At 62.3% G+C, this 11,659-nt stretch carries 10 protein-coding genes; 6 read left to right on the forward strand and 4 right to left on the reverse strand.

What is annotated here, in order from left to right; genetic code table 11:
- Positions 1–111: 111 nt before the first annotated feature.
- Entirely contained in the window at positions 112–1,296 is a 1,185-nt protein-coding gene (locus HCI85_RS19915; protein WP_167147487.1) for a multidrug effflux MFS transporter, read from the forward strand.
- Positions 1,297–1,298: 2 nt separating this feature from the next.
- Here the strand turns inward: HCI85_RS19915 and HCI85_RS19920 are convergent, their stop codons facing one another.
- The 4 genes from HCI85_RS19920 to HCI85_RS19935 form a co-directional block, all read right to left on the reverse strand.
- Positions 1,299–1,478 (reverse strand): hypothetical protein, encoded by a 180-nt coding sequence (locus HCI85_RS19920; protein WP_167147489.1) that lies wholly within the window; start codon positions 1,476–1,478, stop codon positions 1,299–1,301.
- 180 nt (positions 1,479–1,658) lie between these two features.
- Positions 1,659–3,500 carry a PAS domain S-box protein gene (locus HCI85_RS19925; protein WP_167147491.1) on the reverse strand — a complete coding sequence of 614 codons (1,842 nt, stop codon included), beginning with the start codon at positions 3,498–3,500 and terminating at the stop codon, positions 1,659–1,661.
- A 159-nt stretch (positions 3,501–3,659) separates the two neighbouring features.
- Positions 3,660–4,676 carry a zinc-binding alcohol dehydrogenase family protein gene (locus tag HCI85_RS19930; protein ID WP_167147493.1) on the reverse strand — a complete coding sequence of 339 codons (1,017 nt, stop codon included), beginning with the start codon at positions 4,674–4,676 and terminating at the stop codon, positions 3,660–3,662.
- A gap of 10 nt (positions 4,677–4,686) precedes the next feature.
- Positions 4,687–4,980 (reverse strand): putative quinol monooxygenase, encoded by a 294-nt coding sequence (locus HCI85_RS19935; protein ID WP_167147496.1) that lies wholly within the window; start codon positions 4,978–4,980, stop codon positions 4,687–4,689.
- Positions 4,981–5,084: 104 nt separating this feature from the next.
- Here HCI85_RS19935 and HCI85_RS19940 point away from each other — a divergent pair, with 104 nt between their 5' ends.
- From HCI85_RS19940 to HCI85_RS19960, 5 genes are all read left to right on the forward strand, one after another.
- Positions 5,085–6,002 (forward strand): LysR family transcriptional regulator, encoded by a 918-nt coding sequence (locus HCI85_RS19940; RefSeq protein WP_167147499.1) that lies wholly within the window; start codon positions 5,085–5,087, stop codon positions 6,000–6,002.
- Positions 6,003–6,228: 226 nt separating this feature from the next.
- Positions 6,229–6,615 (forward strand): DUF2946 domain-containing protein, encoded by a 387-nt coding sequence (locus HCI85_RS19945; protein ID WP_160089054.1) that lies wholly within the window; start codon positions 6,229–6,231, stop codon positions 6,613–6,615.
- A gap of 112 nt (positions 6,616–6,727) precedes the next feature.
- Positions 6,728–8,773 carry a TonB-dependent receptor family protein gene (locus HCI85_RS19950; protein WP_167147502.1) on the forward strand — a complete coding sequence of 682 codons (2,046 nt, stop codon included), beginning with the start codon at positions 6,728–6,730 and terminating at the stop codon, positions 8,771–8,773.
- Positions 8,761–10,209: a hypothetical protein gene (locus tag HCI85_RS19955; RefSeq protein WP_446730798.1), complete on the forward strand. Its 1,449-nt coding sequence runs from the start codon at positions 8,761–8,763 to the stop codon at positions 10,207–10,209. The genes HCI85_RS19950 and HCI85_RS19955 overlap by 13 nt, the downstream gene beginning before the upstream one ends.
- A 46-nt stretch (positions 10,210–10,255) precedes the next feature.
- Positions 10,256–11,638, forward strand: a complete 1,383-nt coding sequence (locus tag HCI85_RS19960; protein ID WP_167147510.1) for a PepSY-associated TM helix domain-containing protein — start codon at positions 10,256–10,258, stop codon at positions 11,636–11,638.
- Positions 11,639–11,659 lie beyond the last annotated feature (21 nt).

The following is an 11,659-nucleotide window of genomic DNA, read 5'->3' on the forward strand; positions in this document are numbered from 1 at the left end:
TTGCAGCGCCCAGCGCAAGTCAATCGGCGCCTTTTTTGCTTTCCTGGGTTCTCTCCGAGCAGGCCATATGCGCTGAGCCTGCCTCTGTTACCACTTCTTGTCTGGACACCCATGCCGTTACGTCTTTTGTTGGTTCTCGGTGCATTAAGCGCTTTTGGCCCGTTGGCTATCGATTTTTACCTGCCGAGCTTCCCAACCTTGGCACGTGCATTTGCCACGGACGTGGAGCACGTGCAGCTGTCGTTGGCAGCCTACTTTGCAGGCTTGGCCATCGGTCAACTGGCCTATGGCCCGCTGGCGGACCGCTTTGGTCGGCGTAAACCTCTGCTGGTCGGCGTCATGCTGTTCAGCCTGGCATCACTGGCCTGTGCCCTGGCGCCCAGCCTGGAATGGCTCATTACTGCACGCTTTGTACAAGCCTTGGGCGGTTGCGCCGGGATGGTGGTATCGCGGGCGGTGGTGCGCGACCTGTGTGATCCGATCAGCTCGGCCAAGGTGTTTTCCCAGCTGATGCTGGTGATGGGCCTGGCGCCGATTCTCGCGCCGCTGGGCGGTGGGTTGCTGCTCAGTACACTGGGTTGGCCGTCGATTTTTATCTGCCTGACGCTGTTCAGCTTTATCTGCCTATTGGCAGTGGCAAGGTGGTTGCCGGAAACCCTGGCCAAAGACGCACCGCCTGCGCCTTTGCGTGGCGCGCTGGGGGAATACAAGCGGCTGTTCGCTGACTTGCCGTTTCTGGGGTACGCGTTGACCGGTGGCTGTGCGATCGCCGGGATGTTTGCCTATATCGCCGGCTCGCCATTCGTATTTATCGAGCTGTATGGCATCCCCGCCGAGCATTACGGCTGGCTGTTCGGCAGCAACGCCCTTGGCTTTATTCTGGTCGCGCAGCTGAACGCCTGGTTGGTGGCGCGGCACGGACCGGCATACTGGCTAGGCAAGACCGTGTGGTTCTACCTGGCTTGTGGCCTGGCGCTGCTACTGGTGGCACTGGCCAAGCCACAGGCCTTGTGGCCGCTGCTGATTCCCTTGTTCGGCTGCATTGCCAGCTTGGGCATTCTTCTGCCCAACGCCTCGGCCTGCGCCATGGCGGGGCAGGGTAGCCATGCCGGCAGTGCGTCAGCGCTGCTGGGTAGCCTGCAATTCGTGATCGCCGCCAGTGCCGCCGCCATGGTTGGCGTGTTGCATGACGGCAGTGCCTGGCCGATTGCCGTGGTGATATTCGGCTGCGGGGTATTGGCCGTGAGCTTTTCCCTCTTCACCCGTTGGGTCGAGCGTGGTGTGGGCCGCGCTTAGGCTCAGCTGGCCGCCCGCCGTCGCGCCATAGGCAATTCATGTGGCGCACTGAGGCGCGCTTGCAGGGTGCTGACAAACTGGCGTGCTTCACTTTCACTGCGAAAGGTCACACTCTGCTTACCTAAGCAGACTTGCCAGCCGGGACCTGCAGCCGTTTTGACCGGTTGGATCATGACATTCATCGCCGAGCCTCCTCTGTAAGAACCCGTTATGAACCCTCAGTGGCTGTTGACGCCCAGGGATTGCCTGGCCACAGCGCGAGCGGAGGTAATTAGGTTTTCGGAGAAGCCAGTCTAGTCGCTCGGTATGAACTTTCATTGACCTGTAACAAATCAATCACTGCTGACCTGCCGTCGGGCAGATCAACTCACCCGTGTGGCACTGAACTGCACGGCGAGCCCTGCCAGGCGAGTGAACTCAGTAACCAGGGCGATATCGGCTGCGCTGGGTCGGGTTGGTTGCGGGTAGTAGATGCCAAAGGTGCCCAGCACCTGACCATTGTCATCTTTGAATGGCAGCGACCAGCAGGCGTGTAGACCAGCAGCCAGGGCAACGTGTTGGTAATCGCGCCAATAGGGGTGCTGGCTGAGGTCTTCGGCGATCACCAACTCGCCACTCGCGGCCGCATGCCCGCATGAACCCACTTCCAGCGCGGCTTCAACGCCCTCGATGGCCTGGCAATAGGCGTCCGGCAAACTCGGTGCGGCACCTATACGCAGGCGTTGATGCTCGTCGAGCAGCATGATCGACACGCGCATCTGCGGCTGCAGGCTTTCCAGGCGCCGGGTGATGCCACTGAGAATGTTGCACAGTGGGTGCAGCCCCAGCAGTTCGTCGAGTACCGCATTGCGTGCCTGCTGCAGGTGTTGCGTCTGATAGCGCTCATGCACGTCGTGCAGGCTGCCGTGTAGCGTGTGTTCGAGCTTGCTCAGATTCAGCTGCAATTCAACCTGCCGAGCTTCACCCTTGTGGGTGAGCAATTGGCACTCCAGGCGCAGACTGTTGAGCTTACCGCTGCGCAGTTCTTCCAGGCGTTGGCGCACTGTGGTCTGACTCAGTTCGGGCATAAAACGGTGCAGTGGGCTGCCCAGGCTTTCATGGATGGGGTAGCCGCTGATTTCTTCCCAGGCGGGGTTGAGGAAACTCAGCTTGTCGTCGGCATCGGTGATAAAAATCGCATCGCCGAGGTGCTCGACCAGCGAGCGGTAGCGGCTCTCGCTGACCTGCAATTCGCTGTCGATTTTCTTCTGTTCGGTGAGGTCGATATCGACGCAGTACAGCTCCAGCTGATCCAGGCTGTTGCGCAGCATCAGGTGGCTGGAATAGACCCACACCAGGCTGCCGTCCTTGCGCTGCAACTGCACCTCAGCCGCCGGGATTGGTGAGCCGCCGAGTTGCCACTGGTTGATCGCGCTGGCCACTTTACTGCGTGCGGGGAGCGGCACGATCAGCTCTTCCAGGCGCCGCCCCATCACCTCATGCACGGCGTAGCCGTAGAGCAGGGTGCTGGCCTGGTTCCAGTAAATCACCCGGCGTTCGCGGTCATAACCCTGTACGGCAATCCGTGGCGTCTGTTCGAACAGCAGGCGAAAGCGCTGCTCGCTCTCGCGCAGGGCGCTTTCATCACGCTTCTGCGCGCTGATGTTTTGCACGGTGCCAAAGATGCGGCCATCAGCGTCGGCTTCGCCGCGCAGCATCAACCAGGTGGTCTGCTGGGGGTTGGGTTGCAGCAGGCGTGCGCTGACCATCATGCGGTGGTGGTCATCGAGCAGGGCATGCAGAGCACGTTGCACGGCAGCGCGTTCGGCGGGGTGCAGCCAACTGAGCAGCTGTTCAGGAGCGCACGGTGAGCTGTCAGCGTTGCGGCCTAGCAGGCAGAGGGCTTCCTCGCTCCAATGAAAGCCGTCGCGGTACTCCCAACTGCCCAGGCCGGCGTTACGTTGGGTATGGTGCAGCAGGCGGCTTTTATCGGTGAGTTTTTCCAGTAATTGGCGCTGCGCCAGGCGATCACGCTGGCTGACAAAGAAGATCAGCCCGGTGCTGAGCAATATGAACAGCAGGCCTTTGCCTGTTTGCAGCTCGGCCATCAGTTCACTGTCCCTGACCAGAGCATGCAGCAGGTAGTCGCTGCCGAAAATCCACAGGGTGCTGAACAGGATATATACGCCAGCCAGGCGCAGTGGGCCTTGAAGATCGGGTTGCATCCCTTACCGCCAATGGCAAGCCAGGTTGAAAGAGTTGAGTGGGAAATTGCCCCTGCAACGGCAATGTAATGAGTCTAGCTGGCCGCTTATCGAATGCAGGGTGCGTGATAAAAAAGCTGCCCGGCTCACGCGGAACGTGAACCGGGGAGTGCCGCGCCGTTAAAACCCTTCGAGAACGATCTTGCCCTTGGCTGTCCCGCTCTCCAGCAGCGTGTGCGCGCGGCGCAGGTTGGTGGCGTTGATGCTGCCGAAATGCTCGCCCAGGGTGGTGCGCAGGGTGCCGGCATCCACCAGTTCGGCCACCCGATCCAGCAGGCGATGCTGCTCGATCATGTCGGCGGTCTCGAACAGCGAGCGGGTAAACATCAGTTCCCAGTGCAGCGACAGGCTTTTGCGCTTGAGCTGCATGATGTCCAGTGGCTGCTCCGGGTCATCGATCAATGCCAGACGACCTTGCGGTGCCAGGGCTTCGACCAGTTGCGCGAAGTGCTGGTCGGTCTGGGTCAGGCTGGCGACGTGCGTGACCTGATTGATGCCGATGCGTTTCAGCTCTTCACTCAGCGGCTGACGATGGTCGATCACATGGTGCGCGCCCAGCTCGCGGACCCAGGCTTGGGTTTCCGGACGGGAGGCGGTGCCGATCACGGTCAGGCCGGTGAGTTGGCGGGCCAGCTGCACCAGAATCGAACCAACGCCACCAGCGGCGCCGACGATCAGCAGGCTCTGGCCCAGGTCAGTGTTGCCCTGAGTGATCTGCAGACGCTCGAACAGCAGCTCCCAGGCGGTGATCGCGGTCAGCGGAAGGGCGGCGGCTTCGGCAAACGGCAAGCTCTTGGGCATGTGCCCGACGATTCGCTCATCCACCACATGCAGTTCGCTGTTGGCCCCGGCACGGTTGATCGCTCCGGCGTAATACACCCGGTCGCCGGGCTGAAACAGGCTGACTTCGCTGCCCACCGCTTTGACGATACCGCTGGCATCCCAGCCCAGCACCTTGGCGTCGCCGTCGGTTGGGGCGACGTTACGGCGGATTTTGGTGTCCACCGGGTTGACTGAAATGGCCTTGACCTCGACCAGCAGATCGCGCGGACCGGGGGTTGGAGTCGGCAGGTCAACATCCTGCAGGGCGTCGGCGTGGTCGGCGGGCAGGGAGTGGTAATAGGCGACAGCTTTCATGACGTGCTCCTTAGACAATGCGTTGCATCAATTGATGATCGACCTGTTCCAGCAGGTTGCCGCAGGTTTCGCCGAAGTGCAGAAAGTGGGCGGTCTGCTGGTGCGCGCTGAGGGCGGCGGCATCCAGCCATTGCTCAACCATGATGAAGCGGTTGGGCTGCTCCTGATGCAGGTGCAGGTTGTATTGCAGGCAACCGGCTTCGGCCTGGCTAGGCGGCACCAGCTGGCGCAGACCGGCTTCAACCGCCTCGGCATGGCCGGGGCGTGCGGTGATGGTGGCAATCAAAGTCAGTGGCGTGGTCATGGCGGACTCCGGTTCAAGTGCTGCACATGCTCGGTTATTTGATTGACGAGAAAAACAGGCGGCTACTAGAGTCTCTTTCAATACTTTTTTGAAAATGAGCCGCCATGCTGCGTTTTGATGATCTGCAGTTGTTTGTCACCACCTCTGACCTAGGCAACCTGTCGGCCGCCGCCCGGCGCCTGGACATTTCCCCGGCGGTGGCCAGCGCTGCGCTTAAGCGCTTGGAGCAGCAACTGGACGTTCGCCTGTTCAGCCGCTCTACCCGCAGCCTGCGCCTAACCCCGGAGGGCGAGCTGTTTCTTGGTCATGCGCGCTTGGCCTTGCAGAGTCTGGATGACGGCCGGCAGCAGTTAGCCGGCAGCAAGATTGGTATCAGTGGACCGTTGCAGCTGTCTGCACCGTCGGATTTCGGTCGCAATACCTTGCTGCCTTGGTTGGATGAATTTCAGCTGGCGCATCCGCAGGTGCAGTTGCGTCTGTTGCTGGGCGATCGCGTGGCCGACCTGTTTCGCGAGCCGGTTGACATTGCCCTGCGCTACGGCGCACCGGAGGACTCCAGCCTGGTTGCCTTGCCCGTGGCTGCTGCCAACCGCCGCGTGTTGTGCGCCGCACCGCAGTACCTGCACAAGCACGGAACGCCGCAAACGGTCGATGAGCTGAGCGAACACAACTGCCTGCTCTATATGCTCGGCGGGCGGCTGCATGACCGCTGGCGCTTCAGCGACGGCAAGCGCGAGCAGGGCATCAGCGTCAAAGGTGACCGGGTCAGTGACGATGCCGACGTAGTCCGGCGCTGGGCGGTCAGCGGTGCCGGGCTGGTCTACAAATCCTGGCTGGATGTAGCTGGCGATGTACGTGCCGGACGACTCCAGGTGCTGCTATCTGAGCTGCGCGGTGAGCCGACACCGCTCAACCTGATCTGCGCGCACCGCGCGCAACTGAGCAAACCGGTGTTGCTGCTGCGTGAGTTCGTGCAACTTCGCTGCGCGGAGTTGTTGGCGCAGGCACCCTGGCCGAACTAGCAGACCGTTGGAAAACTACCTACGTCGCCGATACTGCGTTAAAAACAGGCTCGGAATGCTCAGGTACAGCTCGTACATTCCGCTTCCTCGCCTGTTTTTGCCTTGTCTCGGCTTCCTCGCCAACATTTTCCAACGGTCTGCTAAGATTGCCGCCAGCGCGCTGCGGCAATCCATCGCAGTCCCGCTGTGTCACATGTGCCCCGGAGCAATGCTAGAGTCGCGCCCCATGAAAATGACCCGTACTGATCGTCGCCTGCTGGCCTGGATGCTGTATTTCAGCGTTCTGTTCAGTGCGTTCGCCTGCAGTATCGGTCACGGGCAGATGGCTGGCCTGCAGCTCAGCGGGCTGGGCAGCCAGTACTGCTCCTTTGAGGGCAACTTCGGCGCCGGTGCTGATCTGGAAGGTTCCGGTGTGGTGGCGCCCAATCCTGCTACCGGTTCCGGTTGCTCCCTGAGTTCCACCTTCAGTGCGATCATCCTGGCGGCGTTCTTCGGTCTGCTGGGCCTGCTGGCGCCCAGTCGCGCGCCCCTGCTGACGTTCTTCTTCACCCCGCGACCTGTACGCTACCTCTGGCCCTCGGCCAACCCCCGCGCATCCCCCGTTCTGGCTTGAGTTGCTGTTGCTGCGGCCGCATTTGCGGCCGCGCTGATCACTTGAAACCAGATAAAAAACCGCGTCTGTCGGTGCTTTAAGAGCACCCGACGGACCGAAGTTGGGGAAGTCCATGCGTCAGATATCCGTATTCAGCCTGTTGGCTGTCAGCATCAGCCTGGCCAGTTCCGCCTATGCCGAGCAGCTAAAACTGGAAGACAGCACCATCGTTGGTAAACAGCAGGGCGATGCCACTGCTCCGACGATTGCCGAGAAGCGCGCCGAGTTTGCGCGGATTCCCGGTGGTGCCAGTGTCGTCGATGCCGAAACTTACAAGACCGGCCGCGCCAGCTCGCCGCAGGATGCTTTGGGCCAGGCCACCGGTGTGTACATTCAGTCGCGCTCCGGCGCCGAGGAATCGCGTCTGTCGATCCGTGGCTCTGGCTTGCAGCGCACCTTCCACCAGCGCGGCATCCTGCTGATGCAGGACGGCGCGCCACTCAACCTGGCGGATGGCAGTGGTGACTTTCAGGCCATCGAGCCGATTGCCCTGGACCATATCGAGGTCATGCGCGGCGCCAACGCCTGGCGCTATGGCGCTGCCAACCTGGGTGGTGCGATCAACTTCGTCACGCCCACCGGCAAGACCGCGCCCACGGTGCAGCTGCGCACCGAAGCGGGCAGTTTCGATTACCAGCGCATCTTCGGGGCGGTGGCTGAAGACTTTGGCGACTGGGATGCCTACCTGAGCTTCTCCGACTATTCCCAGGACGGTTTTCGCGATCACGCGCGCCAGGAGAACCAGCGCTACTTCGCCAATATCGGCGGGCGGATCAACGAGCGACTGTCGACCCGCTTCTATATCAGCCACGTGGAAACCGATTCGGAAATCCCCGGCAGCCTGACCAAGGCGCAGCTGCGGCGTAACCCCGAGCAGGCCGCGCTGAGCACGGTGACCGGCGATAACAAGCGCGACTTCACCCTCAACCGCATCGGCAATATCACCACCCTGCAACTGGACGGCGGCCATAGCCTGGAGCTGTCGAGCTTCTACAGCGAGAAATCGCTGTGGCACCCGATATTCCAGGTGCTGGAAGTCGACAGTGAAGATGTCGGCGTACGCCTGACCCACAAGTGGCAGAACACGGATGGCTGGCGCTGGAGCGGTGGCGTGGAAGCGCTGCAAGGCCGTAACCAGGCAGAAAACTACGTTAACGTGCGCGGTAAACGCGGCAACCTGGTGGACCGTCAGGTGCAGACGGCGCGCAGCCTGAATGCCTTTACCGAGCTGGAAGTGCCGCTGGCCGAGGACTGGGCACTGATCGGCGGCCTGACCTGGCTGCACAGCGAGCGCGATATCGATGACAAGCTGAAGAGCAGCTTCAACTTCGTCGGGGTGCCGACGGGTTTCCAAGATGCGTCATTCAACCGTAGCTACAGTGCCCGGATTGGCCGTATCGGCCTGCGTCATGACCTGGCCGACGGTGTGCAGCTGTTCACCAACCTCAGCCAAAGTTACGAGCCGCCGACCTTTAGCGAGCTGACCGGGGGCGCCATCGTCACCGAGAACGAGGCGCAGAAGGCCACCACCCTGGAGGCCGGTATGCGCTTCACCCAGGGCAATCTGGACTTGGACCTGGCGGCTTACCGCAGCGAGATTCGCGACGAGCTGCTGGGTTACGTCAACCCGCTGGCCCCGACCCAGGTGATCACCACCAACGCCGACCGCACCGTGCACCAGGGCATCGAGTTCGGTGGTGCCTGGCAGCTGGGTGAGGTGGTGTTGCGCGGTCAGTACCTGCTCAATGACTTCCGCTTCGACAACGACCCGGCCTACGGCAACAACCGCATTGCCGGCGTGCCGAGCCAGTTCCTCAAGGGGGAGGCGCTGTGGCAGCGCAATGGCTGGTATGCCGGCCCAACCGTCGAGTGGGTGCCGGTGCACTACGCCGCCGACCACGCCGAGTCGCTGTATGCCGAAGCCTATGCGATCTGGGGGCTGAAGGGCGGTTATCGTCCACGTGAAGGCCTGGGCTTCTTCGTCGAAGGGCGCAACCTCTCGGACAAGACCTATATCTCCACCACCGGCGTTGTGGCCAACGCCAACGGCCAGGATGCCGCGCTGTTTATGCCCGGTGACGGTCGCAGCCTGTATGTCGGCCTGGAGTGGAAGCTTTGACGGCGGCCCTGCAAGCACAAGAGCTACCGCGCCTGACCTGGCGCCAGCGCCTGCTGCGGCTGATGCCGTGGCACAAGCGCCTGGCGCTGCTGGCCTGCCTGGGCATCTTCAGCTGGGCGGGCAGCGGCATGCTGCACCCGCTGATGGGCTACCTGCAGCCGCGTCCGCAAACCATGGCCACACCGCAACAGGTGTTGCCGCTGGATAACCTGCGCAGTCCCGCGCAGGTGCTCGGCGCGGCGGGTGTTGCACAGGTGCAAGGCTTGCGCCTGCTGGTGCTGGCCGGTGAGCCGTATTACCAGGCGCGTCTGGCTGGCGAACTGCAGCCGCGTTATTGGCATGCCCGCAGTGGTCAGGCGGTCGATCTGGCCGCTGCCCATGCCGAGAGCCTGGCACGGCATTACCTGGGCCGCGACGAGCCGCTGGCTTACGCCGGCAGCATCGAGCGGTTCACCGGTGAATATGCCTTTATCAACCGCCTGCTGCCGGTGGCGCGGGTCGACACCCAGCGCGATGATTCGTTGCGCCTGTATGTTGACCTGTTCCATGACCGCCTCGGCACCCTGGTGGACGAGCGCAAGGCCTGGTTCAGCGCGTTCTTCCAGACGATGCACAGCTTTCGCTGGCTGGATGCGGCGGGCCCGTTGCGGCCGGTGCTGATGCTGGTGCTGCTGGCCTCGATTGTCTCGGCGACGCTGTTCGGTGTGGCGCTGTTTATCGCCCGTCGGCGTGCCCGTACCTTCAACCGCCGGCTGCATGGCTGGTGGGGGCTGGGGCTCGCTTTAGCGACGTTGAGCTTTGCCAGCAGCGGTGCCTGGCACCTGTTGCACAAGCAAGGTGCGCAGCCCTGGCCAGCGCCGTTTGTGCCGAGCTTTAACGTGGCCGAGCTGGACAAGGCACCGGCGGCCGACTGGCTGCTGGCCGGTGAAGAGCTGTACATGCTCAGCCTGCTTGAACTCGACGGCAAGCCGATCTGGCGTGCCCAGGGGCAGCAGTTCGCCAGCATGCCCAGCCTGCACTACCTGGATGCTCAGGGCCGTGAACTGGGCAATGACACGCCGCGCCGTTATGCGCAGCAGCGTCTCGATCATTACGCCAAGTCTCTGGGGTTGGGTGAGGCGCAGGCGCTCACGTTGCAGCACAGCTTCGACCATGAGTACGGCTTCGTCTTCAAGCGTCTGCCGGTGTTCAAGGCCAGCTATGCCGATGCGCACAACACCTCGCTGTTTATCGACCCGTTAGACGGTGCTTTGGCCAGTCGTGTGCAGGATGCCGACCGCACGGAAGGCTGGACCTTCGCCTACCTGCACAAGTGGGAATTTCTCGCAGGCCTGGGCAATGGCTACAAGCACCTGCTGCTGGGCATCGTCGCGTTGGCGCATGTGCTGTTGGCGCTGGTGGGCCTGAGCCTGCTGCGCCGCGGGCAGCACCGATGAACTGCTGCCGATCCATCACTGATTTTGGCCATGCCTGGAGATGACTATGCAGAAGTCGACGACGCCAAACATCTCGTTCTACAACCTGGCCTGGCGCTGGCATTTCTATGCCGGGCTGTTTGTGATTCCGTTTCTGATCCTGCTCTCGGTCACCGGCATCATCTACCTGTTCAAGCCACAACTTGACCAGTTGATGTATGCCGAGCTGCTGCAGGTCACGCCTGCCGAGCAGGCGATCTCGGCGGATCAGCAATTGGCGTTGGTGCGCCAGGCGTATCCCCAGGCGAGCATCACGCAGTACCTGCCGCCGCTGAACGCCGAGCGCAGCGCGCAGTTTGTGCTGGAAACCGCCGACCAGGGGCTCAATGTATTCGTTGATCCCTACAGCGCCAGGATTCTCGGTAGCCAGGATGCGCAGTTCAACCTGCAGGCCATCGCCCGTCAGCTGCACAGCGACTTGATGGTTGGGACGCTGGGTGATCGTTTGATCGAACTGGCGGCCGGTTGGGGCATTGTGCTGGTGGTCTCCGGCCTTTACCTGTGGTGGCCGCGCGGGCGTTCCGGCGCCGGTGTGCTGTGGCCAAGGCTGAGTGCCCGTGGGCGGTTGCTGTGGCGTGACTTGCACGCGGTCACCGGGTTCTGGGGCTCGCTGCTGTTGCTGTTTATGCTGCTCACCGGCATGACCTGGACCGGCTTCTGGGGCGCCCAGTTTGCCGGCGCTTGGAACCACTTCCCTGCGGCGATGTGGGACGACGTACCGCAGTCCGGCAAGCTCACCGGCAGCCTCAATACCAGCAGTCAGCAGACCGTGGCCTGGGCGGTGGAAACCACGCCGCTGCCGGCTTCCGATCCACACGCTGCGCATAACGGCCATGCCACTGCCGAGACGCCTGCGGCCCCGGCCAACCTGCTGCAGTACGTGGTCGACACCGCGGCTGAGCGCGGTGTACAGCCGGGTTACAGCATCACCCTGCCGAAAGGTGAAACCGGGGTGTACAGCATCGCCCTGTTTGCCGACGACCCGCGTAACGACGCCACTCTGCACATCGATCAGTACAGCGGTGCAGTGCTCGCCGATGTGCGCTGGAAGGATTACGGCGTGGTGGCAAAAACCGTGGAAACCGGGGTGATGCTGCATGAGGGCAAGCTGTTCGGCTTGGCCAACCAGTTGCTGATGCTCGCGGTCTGCCTGCTGGTGCTGCTCAGTGCGATCAGCGGCCTGATTATGTGGTGGCAGCGTCGGCCGAGCGGCAAGCTTGGCGTACCGCCACTGCGCCACGACCTGCCACGCTGGAAAACCGCGATTGTCATCATGGGCTTGCTGGGCGCGGCTTTCCCGCTGGTGGGTGCTTCCTTGCTGTTGATCTGGGCATTGGACTGGCTGCTGTCACGCATACGGCCACGGGCCGCTCTGACCCCTTCGACCTGATTCATTGGCAACCAAGGCCAC

The organism is Pseudomonas sp. OTU750018, assembly GCF_011636575.1.
In the GTDB taxonomy this organism is placed as follows: Bacteria; Pseudomonadota; Gammaproteobacteria; order Pseudomonadales; family Pseudomonadaceae; genus Aquipseudomonas; species Aquipseudomonas peli.

Coding starts and splice junctions, on each gene's coding strand:
- HCI85_RS19915 (WP_167147487.1), top strand. CDS start 112: ATGCCGTTACGTCTTTTGTTGGTTCTCGGTGCATTAAGCGCTTTTGGC.
- HCI85_RS19920 (WP_167147489.1), bottom strand. CDS start 1,478: ATGAATGTCATGATCCAACCGGTCAAAACGGCTGCAGGTCCCGGCTGG.
- HCI85_RS19925 (WP_167147491.1), bottom strand. CDS start 3,500: ATGCAACCCGATCTTCAAGGCCCACTGCGCCTGGCTGGCGTATATATC.
- HCI85_RS19930 (WP_167147493.1), bottom strand. CDS start 4,676: ATGAAAGCTGTCGCCTATTACCACTCCCTGCCCGCCGACCACGCCGAC.
- HCI85_RS19935 (WP_167147496.1), bottom strand. CDS start 4,980: ATGACCACGCCACTGACTTTGATTGCCACCATCACCGCACGCCCCGGC.
- HCI85_RS19940 (WP_167147499.1), top strand. CDS start 5,085: ATGCTGCGTTTTGATGATCTGCAGTTGTTTGTCACCACCTCTGACCTA.
- HCI85_RS19945 (WP_160089054.1), top strand. CDS start 6,229: ATGAAAATGACCCGTACTGATCGTCGCCTGCTGGCCTGGATGCTGTAT.
- HCI85_RS19950 (WP_167147502.1), top strand. CDS start 6,728: ATGCGTCAGATATCCGTATTCAGCCTGTTGGCTGTCAGCATCAGCCTG.
- HCI85_RS19960 (WP_167147510.1), top strand. CDS start 10,256: ATGCAGAAGTCGACGACGCCAAACATCTCGTTCTACAACCTGGCCTGG.